Here is a 22,468-nt window from a genome sequence, read left to right on the forward strand (position 1 = left end):
CTGCGGCGCACAGCCTGTTTGGACAATCTCAAGCCTTGACAAATGGCCCGCAGACCTGTGTTACGCGTGCAATCTTTCCATCTGGGAAAGCACCCAATTCCAAAGGTCCATCATGCACGCATATCGCACCCACAATTGTTCCGCGCTCCGTTCTTCGCACGTTGGCGAGACCGTCCGTCTGTCCGGCTGGATTCACCGCAAGCGCGACCACGGCAATCTGCTGTTCGTCGATCTGCGCGACCATTTCGGTCTGACCCAGATCGTCAGCGAAACTGGTAGCGAGGCGTTCAAGACACTCGACAGCGCGCGCGTGGAATCGGTCGTCACGGTGACCGGCAAGGTTGTGGCCCGCGACGCCGAAACGGTGAACAAGAATCTGCCGACTGGCGACGTTGAACTGGTCGCCGATACGGTGAGCATGCAGGGCCCGGCCGACGAACTGCCGATGCCGGTTTTCGGCGAACAGGAATATCCCGAGGATATCCGCCTGCGCTACCGCTTCCTCGACCTGCGGCGCGAAAGTGTTCACGCCAATATGATGCTGCGCTCCAAGGTTATCGCCAGCCTGCGCAACCGGATGACCGAACAGGGCTTTACCGAATTCCAGACCCCGATCCTGACCGCTTCGTCCCCGGAAGGCGCGCGCGATTATCTCGTCCCGAGCCGCGTTCATCCCGGCAAATTCTATGCGCTGCCGCAGGCACCGCAGATGTTCAAGCAGATGCTGATGGTCGCCGGTTTCGACCGCTATTTCCAGATCGCGCCATGCTTCCGCGACGAAGACGCGCGCGCCGACCGTTCGCCGGGCGAATTTTACCAGCTCGATTTCGAAATGAGCTTTGTCACCCAGGAAGATGTGTTCCAGACGCTGGAACCGGTTCTGGCTGGCGTGTTCGAGGAATTTGCCGATGGCCGTTCGGTGACGCTTGCGGGCGAATTCCCGCGCATTCCCTACAAGGAATCGATGCTGAAATATGGCAATGACAAGCCGGATTTGCGCAACCCGATCATCATCCAAGACGTCAGCGAACATTTCAAGGGCTCCGGCTTTGGTCTGTTCGACAAGATTACCTCGACCGGCGGCACGGTGCGCGCCTTTGTCGCGCCGGAGGCCGGCAAGAACAGCCGCAAATTCTTTGACGCGATGAACGACTGGGCGCGCGGCGAAGGTTTTGCCGGGCTCGGCTATATCAACATGAAGGAAGGCGCAGCCGGAGGGCCGATTGCCAAGAACCATGGCGAGGAAGGCACGGCCAAGCTGCTCGCCGATCTCGGCTGTGGTCCCGACGACGGCGTGTTCTTTGCCGCGGGCAAGGAAGCGGAAGCCGCACGGCTCGCCGGTCTGGCACGGACCCGCACTGCGGAGCAACTCGACCTGATCGACAAGAATGCGTTCAAATTCTGCTGGATCGTCGACTATCCGATGTTCGAATATGATGCCGAACTGAAGAAAATGGACTTTTCGCACAACCCCTTCTCGATGCCGCAGGGCGAACTGGAAGCGCTGGAAAACCAGGATCCGCTCGACATTCTCGCCTGGCAATATGATATTGTCTGTAACGGCATCGAGCTGTCCTCCGGCGCGATACGGAACCACCGGCCCGACATCATGTACAAGGCGTTCGAGATCGCCGGTTACACCAAGGAGCAGGTCGACAGCGAATTTTCCGGCATGATCAACGCGCTGAAATATGGCGCGCCGCCGCATGGCGGTTCGGCTCCGGGCGTGGACCGGATCGTTATGATGCTGGCGAACGAACCGAATATTCGCGAGGTTGTCTTGTTCCCGATGAACCAGAAAGCCGAAGATCTGATGATGAGCGCGCCGAGCCCCGTCGCCGCGAAGCAGCTGCGCGAATTGCATATTCGGGTGGTGGAACCGCCAAAGGAAGCGTGATCTCAACAACTCAGATAGTCGTCATGCTTAACCTGATTCAGCATCCAGAGCCGTAACAAGCATGTTTTGCGAGCGGTTGTTCCGGATCCCGGATCAAGTCCGGAATGACGAAATAGGAAAAGTTCAATGATCCTCCCCGTTATGAATGTCTTTCCATCGTCCCATGGCGATATCTGCTATTTCGAATGGGGCAAGGCGGAGGACGGCCCGTCTGTCCTGCTGCTGCACGCGACCGGCTTTCACGCCCGCTGCTGGGACCAGGCCATCGCTGCCTTTCCGGCTGGCACACATGTAATCGCGGTCGATCAACTCGGCCACGGACGCAGCGCCGCACCGATCATCACCGACTGGACCGATGTCGCGGGCGCGACCGCCGAACTGGTGCAATCGCTCGGAATCCGCTTTGCGGTTGGAGCAGGGCACAGCATGGGCGGCCATTGTCTGGTGCAGGTCGCGGCCAGCCACCCTGATCTGCTGGAGCGGCTCGTCTTGATCGATCCGGTGATCATGGAACGGGAATTCTACCGGGATCTGCCCGATTATAGCGCGACCAGTGATATGGTGGCCAGACGGCGCAATAGCTGGACCGGACCGGATGTGATGTTCGAACGGTTCAAGGACCGGCATCCCTACAAGACATGGGATCCGGCAGTGCTGCGGAATTACTGCGAATATGGTCTGCTGTCAGACGGGGAGGGTGGTTACAGGCTGGCCTGTCCCCCACAGACCGAGGCATCGGTCTATGCGACCAGCGCCAGCGTCGATCCATGGCCTCTGATCGATCAGATCGAAAAGCCGGTCACTATCCTGCGCGCGCCACAGATCGAGCGGGATGGCGCCTTTGATTTTGCCGGTTCGCCGACGCCGCCAGGACTCGCCGACGGTTTTGCTCATGGCAGCGATATTTATCTGCCCGATCTCACCCATTTCATGCCGATGCAGGACCCGAAACGGATTGCGGAACTGATCATCAGCGGCTAATGTCTCGTTCAGATTAGTATCGATATTTGTGAACGACCATCTTTCGGGGGAATGGACATGAACAAATTATGGATCGGTGCGATCACCATCTTGATGACGCTATCAGGGCTTTCTGCAGCAGCGCAGGCCGAGGTTCTGACCATTGAAGGACTGGCAGCGGCCAATTCCCCCGAATTTGCCCGGATACAATCGATATCCATCGACCGTTTCGGTGGCCGCGACGGGCGGGCGCTGGCCTTTGAACTGGAAGACAGGCTTTCCGGCATAACGGTCTTTGGCCGCCCCTATTTTAATGTGATTGGCGGACCGTCCGCGGTGCAATCCGATGCGACGCTCTCCGGCAATGTTACCGCCGGGGTCGAGCAATATGAAACGACCGCAAAGCGGCGGCGCTGCGTCGAGCGGGATGACAAGGACAAATGCGTCACCCATAAAAATATGAAAGTATCTTGCCTGACCCGGACCATCGATTATCGCGCGCAGGTCCGGGCGACGCGATATAGCGATGGGCGCAGTATCTATACGGAAAGTTTTCCCGACCAGAATGAACAGACGATATGTTTCGGCGATGACGAGGATTTTTCGAGCAGTGAATCGGTGCTCCGGAGCATGATAGCCGGGACCGCCAGCGCCATCAGCAATGATCTGGCCCCAAGAGAATATCGTGAGGAAATCCGCATATTGGAAAGCCGCAAGGGTATGACGAAAACGGAAGGAAATTTCTTCAAGGCCGCGATCAAGAAGACCAAGAGCAACGCGGCCGAGGCCTGCCGGATGTGGGACGAAGCGGCCGGCAATGGACAGGTTCATATCTCGCTGACATTCAATCGCGGCCTCTGCGCAGAACAGCGCGGCGATCTTGAAGGTGCGCTGGATTTCTATCAAGAGGCGGACAGATTTTCCCCGGGAAAGCTTGAAGTGACGGAATCCTTGCGGCGCGTGAGCGATCATCGGCGCGCATTGGATGAATGGGAATTGCGTCAATCCGGAAGAGACTGAAGTCAAGAATGACTCACAGGGTTAACCGGCTGGCTGTTCATGCCAATCGGATATAGATTGACCTGCTCGGACTGAGCCTGTCAAAGCCGGTCCGAAGACGATAGATGCGGTTGAGCGTTGTCCGTCCCTTGGATCAGCGAGCGGTGCGCGAACGGAGTAAGAATGACCATAGACCTGTCCGACTATGAATCCGGCGACAAATTTGATGGCAATTATAGTGAGGCGCTGAAAGCGCTTCAGGACCGGCTCGCCCAGATCCATTTCAAGCATATCATCCACGGTTGCCGGTCGATTCTGGTGTTCGAGGGCTGGGATGCAGCGGGCAAGGGCGGCACGATCCGCCGGATGACCGGGGAATGGGATCCGCGCTATTATGATGTCTGGCCGATCGGCGCGCCGACCAGGGAAGAGAAAGACCGGCATTTCCTCTGGCGCTTCTGGCAGAAACTGCCGGGGAGCCGCGAAATCGGCGTGTTCGACCGCAGCTGGTATGGACGGGTGCTGGTCGAGCGGGTTGAAAATTTTTGCACCAAGGCCGAGTGGAAGCGCGGCTATGACGAGATCAATGAATTTGAAGCGCAGCAGATCGACGGCGGCACCAATGTGGTGAAGCTGTTCTTTCACACGACGCAGGAAGAGCAGGACGAGCGTCTCACCAAACGGCTCGACACGCCGCACAAGCGCTGGAAGATTACCGCCGAGGATTTTCGCAACCGGGAAAAGCGAGGCGATTATCTCGAAGCGATGGACGATATGTTCAAAAATACCGACACCCGCTGGGCGCCGTGGAAAGTGATCGCCGGTAATGACAAGAAATCCGCGCGCATCGCTGCCATGACCCATGTCGCCGATACGCTGGAAGCAGCGCTGCCAAAGGATTTGCCAGACGCTGATCCGGAGCTGGTGAAACTGGCGCATGATGCTTTTGGCTATGAGGCCAAGGATTAGCAGTCAAAAGGTTGATTTTTCGTCCGGCACAGTGAAGCCAGAGTCATTCCACCGGGCGAGCGGATAGCCAGACGGCCCAACCGGAAAATAGGGTTGCAATTGCTCCGCTCCCGCCGGAAAATGGCACTGAGCCCAGTCCCGAACGCACGGCAGCCATATTCAAGACAATGGCAATCACGCCAGCGATCATAGTGATCAGGCCGATTACCCGGATTTTTTTGCTGTCGTCGCGAAACAGTGTCAGGCTGAAGAGCAGGGCAGCCAGTCCGATTATCGCCTTTGCCAGATTGTAGAACAGAAATGATCCGGCGAGCAGGGTGCCCATAAGCGGCGCGAACTCGGGACCCGCTTTGGCCGCTGGCAGAAACATCGACAGTCCGATGCCCGACTGGACGATATTTATCAGCCCTGCCGCAACCAGAGCGGCCCAGCCCCATTGCATCGCCGGAGACCGAACCAGACCGACGAGCGAAGCGACCGTGATGCCGGTAAACAAGAGAATCTCTGTGGTCCAGATTGTCGATCGCAACGGCCAGCCATCAATAATCCCGACACCCTTCAGGGTCACGATATACAGCGATTGCGTCGCTACAGTGAGCAGCAGCATGATGGATACAGTTATTGCGATGCTGCGGGTTGTCTGTGGCATAAATTCTCCAGAATTCTCTATGGTTTGAAGGCTATTCAGGCGGACGGGAGAATTTGTTACAGTCGCAGGAAAATTTCATGAACCTGGGGCCAGGTCGATATCAGAGAGAAATTGTGCTCGATTCGAACAAGTCGGCCGTTAACGGCATTCATGGAGAGGATCATATCCGTACAGATACTGATTTGAATCAGTCGGAAAGCGGTTAGGGTTGCAGATCAACGACATTCATCTCTCCGAATTGGGAAGATGAAGGTTCACGCCCACGAACTTACAGAAGGTATTATTCCATGCCCGCATCCAAGCAAATTCTCGTCGCAACCGATCTGACGGCTAGGGGAGACCGGCCGTTTGCTCGCGCCAAAATGCTCGCGGATGTCTGGAATGCGGATAGAACCTTGTTGTTTGTGAACAGCGCCAAGACCGAGGTTGATATTGCCAAGGTCGAGGCTCTTCTGGTGCGGAATTATGGTGAGGATACCGAAGGCTGCAATCTCGCGATAAATTATGGCAAGCCCCCCAAGGTCATTGCCGACACCGCGTTGCAGCTGGGCAGCGATCTGATCATTGTCGGGGCTGCCCGTCACAATAATATCTCCGATTTTTTCCTCGGCACTGCGGTGGATCATTTGGTCCACCATGCCGAGGCTCCCGTGCTTATCGTCAAGGAGCGTCCGCGCGCGGACTATAGCCGAATATTGGTGGCGACCGACTTTTCGGATTGTTCGGCAAAAGCGCTTCGCGTTTCGCTGGCCTTTTTTCCCGCTGCGCAAATCGATCTCGTGCACGCATATCATGTGGCTTATGAAGCCTGGCTGAAATCAGAGGGCGTTGCGACGGAAATGCTGTCCGATGCGGAAAAGGAATTGCGGGATTTCATGGACGCTCTGAACCTGTCCGACACGGATAGCGCTCGCGTGAATCCCCGTCTGGTCCAAGGCAATCTTCACCAATCCGTGCATAATATGCTCGATTCCGGTGATTATGATCTTCTGGTTCTGGGAACCCACGGTCGGGGCGGTTTTTCCATGGCAACCATCGGCAGTCGCGCCAGTGAAATGATGGGCTGGTCGCCGGTGGACGTGTTGATGGTCAGAAACTCTGGCTAGAATGGATGTGTGCTAGCGAGGGAAATCGGTCTCGCGGCGGATATTTGTTGACAGTGTTATCTATATAACACACCTGCAGTTATATGGAATTATCGAAGAATATCGAAATCGAAACCAACCAGCCGCAACGCTGGATCATTCTGGCCGAGATAGCGGGTTTTGTCGCCTTCGCTTTGCTGTCCAAATATCTTATGAGTCTGCTGTTCTGGCGTTACGCTGGTCCGGTCTCGCTATTGCTGACCCTGGCTCTTGTCACAGTCTATATGCGCAAGATCGGTATTGACTGGCCTTCTCTGGGTCTGCGTCGCTTGCCCGGAATCAGAGCGAAGCTGATGGTAGCCCCGCAAGCCATGCTGGTCTTCGTGGCTTTCGCTATCGCGGTCGCATTGACCACCATAGGTGGCCCGGCAATCGGGCTGGATTTCATGACCGAGATGCCAGAGGGCGTGGAGGACCGATGGGGCGATGTCGCAGGAAACCTTCCTAAATATCTGATGTGGCTTGCGATTGTCTGGACCGCAGCGGCTTTTGGCGAGGAGATGTTTTTTCGGGGCTATCTGATCAGCAGGCTGCAAACCGCTTTTTCCGGTCACAGGCTGGCGTCCGTTCTAGCGGTGATCCTGCCCGCGTTTTTTTTCGGCTATGGGCATTTTTATTATCAAGGCTGGCGCGGCGCCATTGTAACCGGCTGCATTGCATTGGCATTCGGTACGATGTTCCTGCTGCTGAAACGCAATCTCTGGCCGGTGATCCTGATGCACGGCATAATCGATACGCTGACTTTCACGGCGCTCTATCTGGAGTGGGAATAGATATGGGCTGCCGATGTCATGAAGAGGGTTCTCAGCCAGAATTGTAAACCATAAGATTTGCACCGCTTCGCTTTTTCAGCAAGATAGACAGACATGCTCCGGCCAATTGTCGGTTGTGTCATATTTCGATCGCAGGAGAAGCCGGTGAATCTATCGCCTGACAGTTACGTGAACTGTGCAAAGCAAAACTGGTCCAAGCTGAAAAATTCCGCCGTGGCTGCAATTTTTCTCGGTATTGCTGCGACATTGCTCCCCCTGGATAATACAAAGGCACAGCAATCAACGGCAGAAGCACCTGCTGTAGAGGCGCAACCCGCTCAGCATAAACCAACATTGGCTGAGGCAGCGGGCCTCGCGCAAGGCAAGGTGGTTTACCGCGATGTTGTCCTAATTGACGGTACGAGTGAGAACGCGCGTCCGGACATGGCGATCGTGATCCAGGATGACCGGATCACGGCAATCGTCCCGAATTCGGCAGTCAGCGAGGATATGCTTGATGGGGCGACCGTCTATGACATGGCCGGCGAATATGTGCTGCCGGGCCTGATCGATTCCCATGTTCATCTGGCGACGCTGCCGCACCGGGCGACCGCCAGTGCCTATATGAAACGATATATTTATGGCGGCATTACCGGCGTCCGCGACATGGCTGGCGATGTCCGGGCATTGGCAGATCTGTCGCGCGCGTCACTGGTCAACGAAATACCCGCTCCCGATCTTTTCTATGCCTCGCTGATGGCTGGCCCGGATTTTTTCTCGGACCCGCGGACGGTGACCTCCGGCCTGGGCGGTGTTCCCGGAAAGCTGCCCTGGATGCAGGCGATCACCGAAGATTCCGAAATAGCTCTGATGGTGGCACAAGCGAAGGGGACATCGGCAACGGGAATCAAGATCTACGCCAACTTGCCGGGCAAGCTGGTGCAGGCGATCATCGCCGAAGGGAAGAAACAGAATTTCCCGGTCTGGTCGCATTTGCAAGTCTATCCGGCCACGCCTTATGACTCGCTGGGTGCAACGGTCGCTTCCCATGTCTGCATGATCGCACGATATGTCGGCGAGCGGAACAAGCAGCGCTATGGTCATGACAATCCGCCATCCTATGAGGGGATCACGGCCGAACATCCCGAAATCCGGAAATATATATCCGCGCTCCTGAAATCGGGCACGATCATGGAAGCGACCTTGAGTGTCTATGATGAAATATCGGCTGAACAGGCGGCGGCGTTGAACGAAGACGGGACGCCGCAGCGACCAGGTTGTTCACGGGTTCTGGCTGCGGGCATAACGCGGGCGATGCTTGAGGCCGGCGTACCGATCATTGCCGGGACGGACCGGGCGGCTCCCGCCGACGATCCCTTTCCTAAACTTTATGAAGAGATGGAGGCATTGGTTTCCGATGCCGGGCTGACCCCGCAGCAGGCGATACTGTCTGCGACATCGGTTGCCGCACGCGGTCTTGGCAAGTCACAGGACATCGGGACGTTAGAAGCGGGAAAGTTCGCCAATATGGTCTTTGTCAAACAAGATCCACTAGCCGATATTTCGGCGCTGCGCTCGATCAGTTTGACCGTGAAACGCGGTCACCGTTTTGAGCGGAAAGACTATGAGCATAAAAATATACCGGAACTGGTTTACCCCGAATGACCGTCTGGGATGAAAATATTCCAGCGATCTGTTCCACAGAATATTCGACCTACCCCGATCAGCGAAGGACAGAGAGTCATGCGTGACAATGGAATTTTGAAACGACCGTTCGAGCGACGCGGTGTCATCCAGTTGGCAGCAGGCACGATGACTGCAGGATTGGCACTGGGTGCGACCGGTGCTTCTGCAAAAGCAGGTGCGGACAGTCCGACAGCCGGAGGCGCAAAAGGCCGCAAGCCAATCATCATTGATGGGCTTGGCGGCATATCGAATGTTAATCTGCGAATATTGCCGGAAGAGAAATCGGGTGATCCAGCAGTGCCGGATAAGGGAATCGACGCACGCGCGCTCGAGGATGTGAAAGCGTCCGGAATGAGCGCGGTCAATGTCACCATTGGCTATGTTGCCGGAGAAATGGAGCCATTCGAACATAGCGTCCGGGAAGTCGGGCAGTGGGATGCTCTGATCAGGCGAAATAATGACCGTCTGGCTAAGGTACTGACGGCACAGGATATTCGTGATGCCCACGGTTCGGGCAAGGCCGGTGTCATCTTGGGGTTTCAGAATGCAGCAATGATGGGGGATGACGCGAGCCGTGTCGAAATTTTCGCCAATCTGGGCGTGCGGGTCATTCAGCTCACTTACAATGTCCGCAATCAAATCGGCGACGGATCGATGGTCTCCGAAAACCGGGGGCTGACCGAATTTGGACGCGAGGTGGTGGCACAGCTCAACGCCAATAATATTTTGGTGGACCTCAGTCATAGCGGCGAACGCACCTGTCTGGATGCGCTGGCTGCTTCCAAAGTCCCTATCGCGATTACGCACACCGGTTGCCGCGCTGTCACCGATCTGCCGCGCAACAAAAGCGATCAGGAATTGAAATTGCTGGCCGACAAAGGCGGTGTTGCCGGCATGTATTACATGCCCTTTCTGGCAACCGGACGTCAGGCGCTGGCTGCCGATCTGGTTGCGCATATGGAACATGCGATCAATGTCTGTGGTGAGGATCATGTTGGCATCGGCAGTGATGGCGGCGTTTCCGCCGTTGATGACATGTCCGCCTATCGTGCAATGATCAGGAAGGAAGTCGCTGCGCGCCGGGCAGCTGGTATCGGCGCGAAGGGGGAAACGGCTGACATCGTTCCCATGCTCCCTGACTTGCAGGGGCCGGACAAATATTGGAAACTAGCAGATATGCTCGAATCAAGAGGCCATAAGGCAGCGCGTATCGACAAGATACTCGGCGGCAATTTTCTGCGCCTGATGGATGACGTCTGGACAGGAGTTTAGCCGATCAGCCAGGAACTCGTCACTTATGTGAATACCGTCATTATTGGGTGGGGCTTGATCGCCGTGATGTTCAGCCTTGGCCTTTCCCTGACCGTCAAGGATTTCGCTTACGTCCTGCAAAACCGGAGGAGCATTGGCGCTGGCCTGATCGGTCAGCTGCTATTGCTGCCACCGCTGGGTTGCGCGGTCGTGATCCTGTTCGGACTGCCGCCCGCGCTCGCCATCGGTCTCTTGATCCTGGCGTTCAGCCCAGGCGGAATAACCTCCAATGCGGTGGTCTTTGCCGCCAAGGGCAATGTGGCTCTGTCCGTGGTGCTGACCTCGATAGCCAGCTTGGTCACGGTTTTGTCGACGCCGCTTCTGATCAATCTGTCGCTGGACTATTTTATGACAGAAGGCACGGCGCCAGCCTTTTCTGTTGTAGATACGGTTGGCCGTCTGTTTCAGATGACCATATTGCCGATTGTCCTGGGAATGATCATCCGCCGTGGGGTTCCGGCACTTGCAGAGCGGCTGGTTGTTTGGTTGCGGCCGGCTGCGCTGATTGTGTTGCTCTGCGTCATCGGCTTTTCGGTCTATATCAGCGCCGATCTGGTGTGGCAGAATATTGCTATTGCCGGACCTGCGGTCTTGGCTTTGAACATATTCGCAATGCTGCTGGGCCTGTGGCTGGCAAGAATGTTCCGGCTGGACGATAGGGACTCGATTACTATCGGCATAGAAGTGGGCGTGCAAAATGCCACGGTCGCTACCTTTCTGACCATGGCGGTGATGAACGATATCGTGCTGGCTGTGATCCCGACCCTATATGGCGTGCTCATGCTTGTGAATGCGTTCATATTGGTCCGCATCTGGCGATCCGGAAAACTCGCGAAAATATTCGGTCGGCCTGCAAATTCAGCGGCTGGGGCATAAGACAGAATGTATTATATTTCCGGAGAAGAAATCACCTCGATATTGAGCTATTCAAAATGTATCGAGCTGATGCGCAAGGCGATGGAAACCGTGGCCAGGGGCGATAGCGTTTTGCCTTTGCGGCAGGCCATACCTTTGCCAGATAGTGACAATAAACTGGGCGTGATGCCCGGCTATCTGGGCGGCGATGATCGGGCGTTTGGTGTGAAATTGCTCAGCCTCTATCCGGGCAATCCCGAGGCCGGTTTTCCTTCTCATATGGGTCTTTATACGCTGTTCGATGCCGAGCATGGCGAGCCGCTGGCGATCATGAATGCCAATGCGCTGACCGCCATTCGCACCGCCAGCATGACCGCTGCCGCGACGGACATATTGGCGCGCAAGGATGCCAAAATCATGTTGGTTGTTGGTACGGGCGAGCAGGCAGAGAGCCATATTCATGCGCTGTGCGAAGTGCGGCAATTTGAGGAAATCCGTATCTGGGGACGCAGCCTGGAAAAGGCTCGGGCGCTGGTCGCTGGATTGCAGACCGCTACGTCAGTGAAGTTGACCGCCGTCGGCGACCTCCATGCAGCCACCCAAGGCGCAGATATCATCACTGCGGTCACTGCCTCGCCGACGCCTCTGCTTGACGCAAGCTGTCTTGAGGCAGGCATGCACGTCAATAGCGTCGGAGCAAGCCATAGAGGGGTAATGGAGATTGCGCCCGATATGCTGGCGAATAGCCGCTTCATTGTCGATCATCTGCCAGCCGCTCTGGATCAGGCCGGGGAACTGCTCGCTGCGCTGGATCAGGGCATTATTTCCGGCGTCGATATGGTCCCGCAGATTGGCGATGTGTTTCTGGGGAAAGCAAAAGGCAGGACAGCCGATCAGGATGTGACGATCTACAAATCGCTCGGGATCGCGGCGCAGGATATTGCTGCGGCAAAATATATCTTGAGCGAATCCAAAGCGAAGGGGCTGGGAACCGAGCTATCTTTATAGGCAATGCTGACCGGTCGCTTTGCCGCATTGCTATGTCCGATATCGCGGTTCTTTACGGAAATTTGATCGCGACATCCGCCGGGGCACAGGTCTGCGATCTGACGGCTTTCGGATTTTTGGCAAACCGCGCGAGTGGTTCGGTCAGGCAATCCTGGCTTGTGATATAGGCTGCGTGGGGAGCGTCGGTTAAGGTCAGCATTGTGACTGAAGCGCTGGCGCGGAGGCTGGCTGCGTGTTTTGCCGCGGAATCATAGGGTGTTTTGGGGTCTAATGTGCCTTGCAAAATCAGCATCGGTGGCATGGCGACGGGCATTGCCAGCGCCGGGGGGGCTTCATATAGTGGAAACTGGTTGCTCACCAGCAGGCCGGGGAGCGGGCTGGTAAATCCCAGAGCTGCTTTTTCTGCTGCCAGTTGCTCGGCTGTCAGCTCGGGGCGGCTGTTGGATTCGGAGCCGGTGATGATCGCGGACAGGGGAATTGAAGATGTCGCCTGCTGGAACCGGGTGATATTACTCCAATATGCCTCGGCGCTCTGAATGATATTCTGGATCAGCGCACCCGCTGCGGCATCTCTGTTCGACAAGGCGGCAATGATATCGGGAATCCGGTTGCGGGCGCTTGGCACATCGAGAAGCAGGCCGAGCAGTTGCCGGATGTCGCCATTGGGAATGCTATCCAGACCGGGCATGTCTGCCCCTGCATCTATATCTTTGAGCAAAGCACGATAGGTGTCGACTGCATCTTTTCCCAGACTGCAATTGCTGTCTGCTGCACAGCGATCGAGCAGGGCCATTCCGACCCGGTCGGTGGTTTGCGAACGATAGGACAGGCCATTCAGATGATCGGACGGCGCGGGTGTCAGCGAATCGAGGATGATGCCGTCGATATCGGTGGTCGCCAGCCTGGCATATTCCAGCACCAGCGAAGTTCCGTAGGACACACCATAAACCAGCGTTTTTCCGTTGGAACCCAGTGTCGAAACGAGCGTGTCGAGATCACGGGCGGCGTTCCTCTGGCTGAAGCTATTGGCTCTCTTGGGGTCTGCATATAGCTGCCCGAAACAGGTCCCCCATTCCGCGCCGGCGAGGGCCAGCCCATCCGCGCTATCCGGCGTTTCCTCCGGCATGCACAATTTCGACGAGTAGCCGGTGCCACGATGGTCGGGAACCATGACATCATAATCGGCAAATGTCTGTCTGAAGAAATCTATGTCCGCATAGAAACTGGCACCGGATTCGCCGGGTCCGCCGGCAATCAGCCATATCTCGCCCTGATGCTCGCCGCGGGCGGGGAATTTGCGGACGAACAGTTGGACGGGCTCATCCTGCGAATCACTGTGATCGATTGTGGTTTCGATACACAGGCTGTCGGACAGATTCGCGTGCACATTCCGGTCGTCGCAGGCGGTGGATCCGGATTTTGCGATCCGTTCATCGGGAGTGGCGCAGGCACTCAAGGCTATGGTCGCCAGAACGGCAGGAAGGACTGTCTGGAGATATTTCACTGGCAACTTTCGGACTGAAATTGAGCGGAAGGCCGAGGACTCAACCCTTATAATTTTTGCCGATATAGCGCGTCAGCGGCGTGTCGCTGCGGATCGTCGGGCCGCGCGGGTTTTTCGTGTCATAGACCACCGCATTTTCCAGCACCCGCTTGACGTAATTGCGGGTTTCGGAAATCGGAATATCCTCGATCCACTGGACCCAGTCGATCCCGCCCATGCGCGGGTCGCCATTGGCGCGGAGCCATTTGTTCACATTGCCGGGGCCGGCATTATAGGCCGCGACGGCGAGCGGGTAGCTGCCGCCATAATAATCCATCATCCGCTGGATATAGCCGCTACCGAGGCGGATATTATATTGCGGATCATCGGTCAGCGACGAGAGATTGTAGGACAGATTTGCCTTGCCCGACTGTTCCCGGGCAGTGCCGGGCATTAGCTGCATCAGGCCGCGGGCACCAGCGTGGCTGATCGCGCCTTCGGCGAACTGGCTTTCCTGACGGGTGATCGCGTGGATCAGGGTCCAGCTGCTTTCATGACCAAAGGGAACATTCATGGTCGGAAAGGATGTTTCGTCAATCGCGCCGACGCCAGCGCTCAAGGCGCTGATACCCTTGATCACGCCAAGGTCGCGTGCGCCGATGCGAGTTGCAAGATCGCTGAGCAGCACATAATCCTTGGCTGTCTTGGCGTTATAGGCAAGCGCCCGGTGAAAGCGGATCTGCTCGCGCCAGGGACCGGTGCGGATCGAAGCCTTGGCCGCGATGACCAGTGGCTCGCTGTCATAGGCTTTCCGGTCTTCTTCGGTTATCTCGATCGCAGGTTTGCGATTGAAGACCGGGAGTGGACGCCCCAGCCGTTCCAGTGACAATTGACCATAGAAATGGTCTGGGAATTCAGCGGCTTTTTCGAAATAGGCCTTGGCCTGTTCCTTCTGCCCGGCTTCGGCGGCCGCGCGGCCGGCCCAATAATAGCCCTTGGATGTGATGTTGGGCGAATCATAGGATCGCGCATAGAGATCGAACATCGGCACCGCTTTGGCCGGTTGCCGCATGCCGTTCAGGGCAGCTGTGCCTGCTATCCATGCCAGATCGGAATATTTATCCCGCACCCGGCTATTCTGATCGGCGATCCGGGTCGGAACGGCATAGGCATCCTCGATTTTCGTGGCGATATTGTAGGCGGTCGACCATTGCCGGTCATTGGCGGCAGCTTCGGCGTTGATCAGCATTGCCTCGAACCAGGTATCGGGAGCCGCTGGCTTGACGCGCAATTCCGGACGGGTGGCTAGCAATTGCCGCGCCGCCGCGCTTTGGCCCTGATTGCGTAAATAGCGGGCGCGATCGGCCAGATAGCCAGCGTCATCGCGAGCAATAGCGCCGACTGCGCTGGCCTTGTCATTGGCATCGGAAGATTCTGTTAGCTGGGATAGTCTCGCTTCGAACACCGGTCGCCGCGTAGACGAGGTGAAGCTCAACTGGCGCGCTGCATCCCGCGTCGCTCTCGCCCATAACAGCGCGTCCATCCGCGCGTCATGATCATCGACGCTGAATGCGGAACTGAACCGCGAGATGAGTACAGCTTCATCCTCGTCGGTCAGAGTGCCGCCACGCCAGGCGGTTCTGGCCCATTGCTTAGCCAGATCCTGCTTCCCGGTCGCTTGCAGGGCAACTGCGAATTTTGCAGCACCCGCGTTGGTGATCGGTTCGAATCGACCGAAAAAGGCGAGTACACGGGCAGGGGAGAAGCTGTTGATATTGATCGCCTGTTCGGCGTTGCGTTGCATCCTCGTGTCTTCTGGCCAGCCGGGGAAAGTCACCAAGAACCCGGCATAATCTTCAAAAGAATAATTGTCTGACTGCGTTAACACGCGCCAGCGTTGCAAGCCCAGAACCGCATTGCCGCCGGTCGGATCGGACAGGCCTGCGTTTTCATTTTGCCAGCCCATTTGCTCGCCGATATTGTCGGCTGCCATGCAGGTGGCAGGGCTGAAAAGCAGTGCCGCTATAACAAATCTTGATACCATGCTGGACATTTTACGGCTAGGCTCCTTATCAGGCGCTGAACGGCGAACTATATCACCGTTAATATTGAAAATGACTTGGTGGTGGCTTTGCCAATTTCCAAGGCAAACATAAAGGATTATTAGATGTTCTCGGGCTCAATACCGGCTCTGGCGACTCCCTTTCGCGACGGATCGTTTGCCGAAGACCAGTTTCGCGCTCTGGTGGACTGGCAAATCGACCAGGGCAGCAGCGCTCTCGTTCCCTGCGGAACTACCGGCGAAGCTTCCACATTGTCCAATGCCGAGCATCACCGTGTCATCGAAATATGCATAGAGCAGGCGGCTGGCCGGGTACCGGTTATCGCTGGCTGTGGATCCAATGACACAACCAATGCCTTGCTGCATCTCAATTTCTCCAAGAAATGCGGCGCAGCGGCCGGTCTGGTCGTCGCCCCTTATTATAACAGGCCCAATCAGGAAGGCATTACCGCGCATTTTACCACGCTGACGGAAAATGTTGATTTGCCGCTGGTTCTTTACAATGTGCCAGCCCGTACGGTGACGGACATCATGCCTGACACGGTGGCGGCCTTGTCGAAACTGCCCAATGTCGTGGCGATCAAGGATGCCAGTGGTGATCTCGACCGGGTCACCGCGCACCGGCTCAACTGCGCCGATGACTTCGTGATGCTGTCGGGCGTGGACGAGCTGTCGCTGGCGTTCAATGCCGCCGGCGGTGTTGGCTGTATCTCGGTCACCGCCAATGTCGCACCCAAATTATGCGCCGAGTTTCAGGCTGCCTGCGCCGCAGGCGACTATGCCAAGGCGCGCGAGCTGAACGATGTGCTCTATCCGCTGCACAAGTCCTTGTTCTCGGACGCATCTCCCGGCCCGATCAAATATGCCATGTCGCGGGTTCTCGGAGATTTCTCGACCGATCTGCGCTTGCCGATGACACCGCCGTCCGAAGCCAGCCGCATGGCTGTGGATGCCGCTCTTGAAGGGGCTGGGCTGATCTGATGGCAAAACCGCGGCCGAAGGAATTTGACAAGCAGAAGGTCGTCGCCGAAAACCGGCGTGCGCGCTATGACTATTTCTTGGATGACAAATTTGAAGCTGGAATCATGTTGACCGGTACGGAAGTGAAATCGCTACGCTTCGGGTCGGGCTCAATCGCCGAAAGCTATGCCGAGGTGAAGGATGACGAAGTCTGGCTGATCAACGCCAATATTCCTGAATGGAGCCATGGCAACCGGCACAATCATACCCCGACGCGTCCGCGCAAATTGCTGCTGAGCCGGCGCCAGATAAACAAGCTGCATGGCGCGGTGATGCGCAAGGGCATGACGATTGTACCGCTGTCGATCTATTTCAACAGCAAGGGTCGGGCGAAGCTGGAACTGGCACTGGCCAAGGGCAAGAAAGCGCCGGACAAGCGACAGACCGAAAAAGACCGCGACTGGAAAAGGCAGCAGGGTCGGCTGATGCGCGAACATGGCTGATCCCAAGCCCAATATCCATGACAAGGATTTTGCTGCGCGTTTGATCATGTTCGTTGTTCATTGGCTCCAGCGCAAGATGCCGACCCGTGCGGCAATGGAGCAGAATAAATATCTCAAGCCCATTGCCCATCGCTTCCTGCACTCGGAGCTTTGGCGCTTCACCAGACGCTCTGTACCGCGTGGTGTCGCCTTGGGGATGCTGGCGGCCTTTCTGGTCCCCGTCGGCCAGATATTCGCTGCAGTTTTTCTGGCGCTTCCGGTGCGCGCCAATGTGCCGATCGCAGCGATAACGACTTTCATTACCAATCCCTTGACCTATCCATTCTGGATTGCCGCGGCCAACCAAACCGGAAAATTCGTCTTGCAGATAGATGCGATGACCGCCGGGCAGCCGATCAATACGCATATACAGAGCGAATTTGGCCAATGGCTCAGCTGGCTGGTGCGCGAGGCCGGTGTAACGGCGTTCGGGTTTCTGATGTTCGCGATATTTTTTGCCAGCATCGGCTATTTGATCAGTTCATTTGGATGGCGCTGGTGGATTGGACGCAAGCGAAAAGGGCGGTTGAGCAAAATTCTCGCCGACCGGACCGGCGATGGCCAGTAAAGCCCCGGGCAAAAACGGATTGCTGAATCCGAGCACACGCAAGGTGCAGACCGATGTCCGGACAAGGGCCGTATTGCTGTTGCTAGCGGTGCTGGCATCGGCCGGGCTGCTATACTGGCAAGTGCAGAATATTACCCTGATCATCGCTTTTCTCGCTCTCGTGCTGAGCTTGATGGGGGTTGCCTATTTTCTGCGGCCGCAAAATATCGCCGCCGGTCAGGATCGTTCCGACCCCGAAGATTGGGCGGTTACGCGCATGGTTGCCGATCAGTCATCTATCGGTTTGGCAATTACCGATCGGGCTGGCCGGCTGGTCTGTGCCAACGAGCTGTTCACCAAATGGTTTAATGGTGCAGCCGTTCCTCCCGAATTGCCGTTACACGATGGCGGCAATGAACTGCTCGCGACCGCTGGTCGAACCGCGTGGCGCGATGGTCGAGGCTATGCCGAGGGCCTGAAGCGTGGGGTTGCCGAATATAACGCAAAAGTCGTTCGCGCCGGGCAGGGCGATGAATATCTGCTCTGGCAGATGATACCGCAGATTCAGGCTGACATTATGGAGGAGATGATCGGTCTGGTCAGCGGCGGCGGTGGTCGTGCCTTTTCGGAAGTCGGTATATTGGCCAGTGTGATCGGTGGCGAAGGAAGGATTCGCGCGTCCAATCAGGCCTTTGCGTTACGCGCTACCGGGCGGGTTGATGCGAATATATCGGGCCGCAATTTCATCAATTTTCTGCGCTCCGATGACAAGGGCACGATCTTTTTCGAGCGAGACGGACGGCACGGCACCCCGGTGCGTTTGTTCCATGTTCCGCTCGATCGGGAAAAGGAAAAGGGACCGGCACTGATTCTGCTGATCGATGATGACGGCGGTATGGTGGAGCGCGGCATGGCGCTCGAGCAGGTGGAATCGATGCTGTCGCTTCTTCCACTGGGGCTCGCCCTGGCCGATCGCGACGGACGTTTCCTGTTTCTCAACGAGGCCTTCGCCAAAATCGCCGGGATCGATGATAAGGAAAAGCCGCTCTATCCCGGCGACCTGATGATCCGAGATGACAAATCGGCGGTTGCCGATGCCGTGCGCCGCTATGCGAGCGGCCCGGCTCTGACAGGGGATCTGGCGGTGCGGCTGCGCAATGGTGGAGAAGAGCCGGTCGCGTTGGGCATTGCCGGCGTTCGCGGATTGGGTGAGGCGGCGGTGCTGCTGTCGATCCGCGATAATAGCGAAGAGTCAAAATTGAAGAGCCAAGTGGCTCAGGCGACCAAGATGCAGGCTGTTGGCCAGCTTGCCGGGGGCGTGGCTCATGATTTCAACAATATTCTCACCGCCATCATTGGTCATTGCGACCTGATGCTATTGCGTCATGCGCCGGGTGACAGCGATTATGACGATATCCAGCAGGTCAAGAATAACAGCAACCGGGCTGCGGGGCTAACCCGCCAGCTGCTTGCTTTCTCGCGCCAGCAGACCCTGCGCCCGCAGGTAATCCAGTTGCCTGACGTGGTGGCGGATGTCTCGAATCTGCTCAAGCGCCTGCTCGACGAGACGATCGAGCTGGAAGTGCGGCATGGCCGCAACTTGGGTCTGGTCCGCGCCGATCCGGGGCAGCTGGAGCAGGTCATCATCAATCTTGGCGTCAACGCTCGCGATGCGATGCCAGGGGGCGGCAAGATTTCAATCTCGACCCAAGCGGTGGTGGCGGCCGATGTCCGCGCGTTGAAAAGCGAAATCCTGCCGATCGGAGACTATACGGCTCTGATTTTCACCGATTCCGGAAATGGTATTCCTCCGCATGTGATCGGCAAGATTTTTGAACCATTTTTCACGACCAAAGCGGTTGGCAAGGGGACCGGCTTGGGGCTGTCGACGGTTTACGGGATCATCAAACAGTCCGGTGGCTATATCTTTGCCGATTCCAAGCTCGGCAAGGGTACCACTTTTTCTATCTACTTCCCGGTTCACCAGCCCACCAAGGAAGACCTGGAGCGGGCCAAGCTGGATTCGCTGCCGGTCAAGGCGACGGCCAAGAAGGAATTGTGGGGTAGCGCTCACATCCTGCTGGTCGAGGATGAGGATATGGTTCGTGCGGTTGCAGAGCGGGCCCTGACCCGTCAGGGTTACACTGTGGTGACGGCCAGCGAAGGCGAGGAAGCCTTGGGATTACTGGCCGTTCAGGACGAAAGCGAACGGCAGTTCGACCTGATTGTGTCCGATGTGGTGATGCCCAATATGGACGGCCCGACCATGGCGAAACATGTTCGGAAAATCTATCCGGATATGCCGATCCTGTTCATGTCCGGCTATGCCGAGGAGCAATTGCGCAAGTCAATTGATGTCGACAAGGTCAATTTTCTGCCGAAACCCTTTTCCGTGGCGCAAATAGCCGAAGCGGTAGGGGAAACTTTGGCCGAACATGCCAAGAAAATATGAATTTTAAGCACATTTCTGTTATTAATCATTACGTTAGAATATTCGTAAAATAATTTCGTTCCCCTCTTGTTCTATAAGAACAAATGCGGTACATCGTCACAATCATTGATTGATGATGGTTAAGCATTTAGCGAAGGGGACAGGCAAATGGCCGGCAATTTAAAAGTCGTAGAATCGGAAAATCAGTTGAACTCATCAGACAGACAAAAGGCGCTCGACGCCGCATTGGCGCAGATCGATCGCGCCTTCGGCAAGGGCTCGGCAATGAAGCTGGGCCAGCGCAAGGCATTGGAAATAGAAGCTATCTCGACCGGTAGCCTGGGACTGGATATCGCGTTGGGAATCGGGGGGTTACCAAAAGGACGCGTGATCGAGGTTTACGGACCGGAAAGCTCCGGCAAGACAACGCTCGCGTTGCACGTCATTGCCGAAGCGCAGAAAAATGGCGGCACGGCTGCCTTCGTCGACGCAGAACATGCGCTTGATCCGGTCTATGCCAAGGCGCTGGGCGTGAACACGGACGAATTGATCATCTCTCAGCCGGATACCGGCGAGCAGGCGCTGGAAATCACTGATACGCTGGTCCGGTCCAATGCGATTGACATATTGGTCGTCGATTCGGTGGCCGCTCTGGTGCCGCGCGCGGAAATTGAAGGCGAAATGGGCGATACCCATGTTGGCCTGCAGGCGCGCCTGATGAGCCAGGCGCTGCGCAAGTTGACCGGTTCGATCAGCCGCTCCAAATGCATGGTGATCTTCATCAACCAGATCCGCATGAAAATCGGCGTGATGTACGGCAATCCGGAAACCACCTCGGGCGGCAATGCGCTGAAATTCTATGCATCGGTTCGGCTCGACATCCGGCGTACCGGCCAGATCAAGGAACGCGATGATATTGTCGGCAACACCACCCGCGTCAAAGTGGTCAAAAACAAGGTGGCGCCGCCGTTCAAGCAGGTCGAGTTCGACATCATGTACGGTCAGGGCATTTCCAAGGTCGGCGAAATTATCGATCTGGGCGTGAAAGCCGGCGTCGTCGAAAAATCCGGTGCCTGGTTCTCCTATGACTCGGTCCGCATTGGGCAGGGGCGTGAGAATTCGAAGCGCTTCCTCCTGGAACATCCGGAAATGATGGAGAAGCTGGAAAACCAGATCCGCGGCAAGCAGGAAGAAGTTGCCGAGGAAATGATGACGGGACCGATTGGTAAGGCCGATGACGGTGACGACGAAAAATAAGTGACTGGACTATCAGGGGGTGACTATTGTCACCGCCCTGATGACCTCACCATTTTTTGAAGACCGTTTCTGCTGGCCCGGTCGGCGCTGGGACGAAGAAATATAGACATTGCAAGTTTTGCCGGATCACTCTCCCCCGAGGCGATCCCTGGCATAGGGCCGTCCTTCTGTCCCCCGACATCAAGGACGGCCCATTTTTGAATCTGCAATCCATGGCTTCGCAATATACCGGCCAAATGTTGGAAAAGATTGACATATGGCCGTTTAAGAGGCTTGCTTGCCCCCAACTTTGAGCGTCCCGGAAGGCCCATATCACCATGACCATCATTCTTCACCATCTCGAAAACAGCCGTTCGCAACGGATCATCTGGCTGCTCGAAGAGCTCGGTCTGGACTATGAAATCAAACGCTACGAACGCCACCCCAAGACCCAGAAAGCTCCGGACAGTCTGAAAGCCATTCAGCCTCTCGGCAAATCTCCGATGATCGAGGATGATGGCGAGGTGATTATCGAGACCGCGGTGATTGCCGAATATCTGGTAGAAAAGGCCGGTGGCAGGCTGGGCGCTCCGAAAGACGCAAAGGGCGCGCGCCTCTATACGCAATATCTGCATTTCGCCGAGGGGTCGATGATGCCGCCCTTATATGGGCTGCTGGTCGTCGGCCGTCTCGGCCTGCTCGGCCTGCCGGCGCGCAAACCGGTTGGCCAGATGGTGACGGACCTGCTTGTCTGGCTGGAAACCGAACTGGCGGAGCGCGACTATTTTGCCAGTGATCAACTCACCGCTGCCGATATCATGATGAGCTTCCCGCTGGAGGCCTGTCAATCCCGCGCCGGGCTGGATGAGCGCTATCCGAATCTGCTGGCATGGCTGGAACGCATTCATGCCCGCCCGCAATATCAGACGGCACTCGAAAAAGGCGGTCCCTATGCCTATGCATGAACAGGGCACTG

At 56.6% G+C, this 22,468-nt stretch carries 19 protein-coding genes; 16 read left to right on the forward strand and 3 right to left on the reverse strand.

Annotated features, from left to right (window positions below):
• Positions 1-112: 112 nt before the first annotated feature.
• The 4 genes from aspS to AZE99_RS05155 all read left to right on the forward strand — a co-directional run bounded on the left by aspS (position 113) and on the right by AZE99_RS05155 (position 4,825).
• Entirely contained in the window at positions 113-1,897 is a 1,785-nt protein-coding gene (gene aspS / locus AZE99_RS05140) for an aspartate--tRNA ligase (protein ID WP_067198616.1), read from the forward strand.
• Between the two features lie 126 nt (positions 1,898-2,023).
• Complete coding sequence (locus tag AZE99_RS05145) at positions 2,024-2,878, forward strand: alpha/beta fold hydrolase (protein ID WP_082788247.1); 855 nt, start codon at positions 2,024-2,026, stop codon at positions 2,876-2,878.
• Positions 2,879-2,935: 57 nt separating this feature from the next.
• Positions 2,936-3,877, forward strand: coding sequence for a tetratricopeptide repeat protein (locus tag AZE99_RS05150; RefSeq protein WP_067198620.1), 942 nt, complete (start codon positions 2,936-2,938; stop codon positions 3,875-3,877).
• 162 nt (positions 3,878-4,039) lie between these two features.
• On the forward strand, positions 4,040-4,825 hold the full coding sequence (locus AZE99_RS05155; RefSeq protein WP_067198621.1) for a polyphosphate kinase 2 family protein: 786 nt from the start codon (positions 4,040-4,042) through the stop codon (positions 4,823-4,825).
• 43 nt (positions 4,826-4,868) lie between these two features.
• Here the strand turns inward: AZE99_RS05155 and AZE99_RS05160 are convergent, their stop codons facing one another.
• On the reverse strand, positions 4,869-5,474 hold the full coding sequence (locus tag AZE99_RS05160) for a hypothetical protein (protein WP_067198623.1): 606 nt from the start codon (positions 5,472-5,474) through the stop codon (positions 4,869-4,871).
• A gap of 287 nt (positions 5,475-5,761) precedes the next feature.
• Here AZE99_RS05160 and AZE99_RS05165 point away from each other — a divergent pair, with 287 nt between their 5' ends.
• From AZE99_RS05165 to AZE99_RS05190, 6 genes are all read left to right on the forward strand, one after another.
• Positions 5,762-6,580 (forward strand): universal stress protein, encoded by an 819-nt coding sequence (locus tag AZE99_RS05165; RefSeq protein ID WP_067198625.1) that lies wholly within the window; start codon positions 5,762-5,764, stop codon positions 6,578-6,580.
• Positions 6,581-6,663: 83 nt separating this feature from the next.
• Positions 6,664-7,392, forward strand: a complete 729-nt coding sequence (locus AZE99_RS05170; protein WP_082788248.1) for a CPBP family intramembrane glutamic endopeptidase — start codon at positions 6,664-6,666, stop codon at positions 7,390-7,392.
• Positions 7,393-7,536: 144 nt separating this feature from the next.
• Complete coding sequence (locus AZE99_RS05175; RefSeq protein WP_197460256.1) at positions 7,537-9,036, forward strand: amidohydrolase family protein; 1,500 nt, start codon at positions 7,537-7,539, stop codon at positions 9,034-9,036.
• Between the two features lie 78 nt (positions 9,037-9,114).
• Positions 9,115-10,329: a dipeptidase gene (locus AZE99_RS05180; RefSeq protein ID WP_231862690.1), complete on the forward strand. Its 1,215-nt coding sequence runs from the start codon at positions 9,115-9,117 to the stop codon at positions 10,327-10,329.
• A 27-nt stretch (positions 10,330-10,356) separates the two neighbouring features.
• On the forward strand, positions 10,357-11,244 hold the full coding sequence (locus AZE99_RS05185) for a bile acid:sodium symporter family protein (RefSeq protein WP_067198628.1): 888 nt from the start codon (positions 10,357-10,359) through the stop codon (positions 11,242-11,244).
• Positions 11,245-11,250: 6 nt separating this feature from the next.
• Complete coding sequence (locus AZE99_RS05190) at positions 11,251-12,231, forward strand: ornithine cyclodeaminase family protein (RefSeq protein ID WP_067198629.1); 981 nt, start codon at positions 11,251-11,253, stop codon at positions 12,229-12,231.
• A gap of 52 nt (positions 12,232-12,283) precedes the next feature.
• Here AZE99_RS05190 and AZE99_RS05195 read toward each other — a convergent pair whose 3' ends face one another.
• The gene (locus AZE99_RS05195) at positions 12,284-13,735 is read right to left on the reverse strand and encodes an alpha/beta fold hydrolase (protein WP_067198631.1); all 1,452 of its coding nucleotides are present in this window, start codon (positions 13,733-13,735) and stop codon (positions 12,284-12,286) included.
• A 40-nt stretch (positions 13,736-13,775) separates the two neighbouring features.
• On the reverse strand, positions 13,776-15,767 hold the full coding sequence (locus AZE99_RS05200; protein WP_082788251.1) for a lytic transglycosylase domain-containing protein: 1,992 nt from the start codon (positions 15,765-15,767) through the stop codon (positions 13,776-13,778).
• 114 nt (positions 15,768-15,881) lie between these two features.
• Here AZE99_RS05200 and dapA point away from each other — a divergent pair, with 114 nt between their 5' ends.
• The 6 genes from dapA (at position 15,882) to AZE99_RS05230 (ending at position 22,457) form a co-directional block, all read left to right on the forward strand.
• Positions 15,882-16,757 (forward strand): 4-hydroxy-tetrahydrodipicolinate synthase, encoded by an 876-nt coding sequence (gene dapA / locus AZE99_RS05205; protein WP_067198635.1) that lies wholly within the window; start codon positions 15,882-15,884, stop codon positions 16,755-16,757.
• A complete protein-coding gene (gene smpB, locus AZE99_RS05210) occupies positions 16,757-17,239 on the forward strand; it encodes an SsrA-binding protein SmpB (protein WP_067198637.1) in 483 nt (160 codons plus the stop codon). The genes dapA and smpB overlap by 1 nt, the downstream gene beginning before the upstream one ends.
• Positions 17,232-17,846 carry a DUF2062 domain-containing protein gene (locus AZE99_RS05215; RefSeq protein ID WP_231862691.1) on the forward strand — a complete coding sequence of 205 codons (615 nt, stop codon included), beginning with the start codon at positions 17,232-17,234 and terminating at the stop codon, positions 17,844-17,846. Before smpB ends, AZE99_RS05215 begins: the two co-directional genes overlap by 8 nt.
• Positions 17,836-20,277: a response regulator gene (locus tag AZE99_RS05220; RefSeq protein ID WP_082788252.1), complete on the forward strand. Its 2,442-nt coding sequence runs from the start codon at positions 17,836-17,838 to the stop codon at positions 20,275-20,277. Before AZE99_RS05215 ends, AZE99_RS05220 begins: the two co-directional genes overlap by 11 nt.
• A 147-nt stretch (positions 20,278-20,424) precedes the next feature.
• A complete protein-coding gene (recA, locus tag AZE99_RS05225; protein WP_067198639.1) occupies positions 20,425-21,513 on the forward strand; it encodes a recombinase RecA in 1,089 nt (362 codons plus the stop codon).
• Between the two features lie 317 nt (positions 21,514-21,830).
• Complete coding sequence (locus AZE99_RS05230) at positions 21,831-22,457, forward strand: glutathione S-transferase family protein (RefSeq protein WP_067198641.1); 627 nt, start codon at positions 21,831-21,833, stop codon at positions 22,455-22,457.
• Positions 22,458-22,468: the final 11 nt, after the last annotated feature.

Source organism: Sphingorhabdus sp. M41 (assembly GCF_001586275.1).
Taxonomy (GTDB): domain Bacteria; phylum Pseudomonadota; class Alphaproteobacteria; order Sphingomonadales; family Sphingomonadaceae; genus Parasphingorhabdus.